1 protein-coding gene is annotated in these 390 nt (G+C 73.6%); it reads right to left on the bottom strand.

Annotated elements, in window-relative coordinates; all coding sequences use genetic code 11:
* On the bottom strand, window positions 1–390 hold a 390-nt coding region (locus tag GWK61_RS55545), incomplete at both ends, for a hypothetical protein (protein ID WP_194922413.1).

Raw genomic sequence — 390 nt, 5'->3', positions numbered from 1 at the left:
GATCACGTCCAGCCCGACGGTGGCCACCATGGTCGCGGTCGCCGCCGAGCACAGCCGGAGCGCGTCGGCGTGCGCCCACTTCGCCAACCGCTCGCTCTGCCGGGAGTGGGTCACCGCGGCCATCAGCAGCCAGGCCGCCAGGCCGTCGCGGGCCGCCCAGCCGCCGCTGAGCAAGCTGGCGATGTCCGCGTCGACCCAGTCGTCCCGCTCGGGGAACAGGAAGGAGGCGACGGCGTTCCGGACGGTCGCCACGCGTCGCAGAGTACTGACGTCGAAGCCGGCGGCGACGTGGTCGTCGGCATCGGCGGCCACGAGGTGGCGGCGCATCCGCGCGGCCATCGCGAACCGTTCCTGCGGGTTGGCGGCGTCGTGGTTCTTACGGTGCAGGGC

This window comes from Catenulispora rubra, from assembly GCF_015356825.1.
GTDB lineage: Bacteria > Actinomycetota > Actinomycetes > Streptomycetales > Catenulisporaceae > Catenulispora > Catenulispora rubra.
The sequence above is the reverse complement of the archived record's forward strand: the minus strand, read 5'-3'. Positions and strand labels throughout refer to the sequence as shown.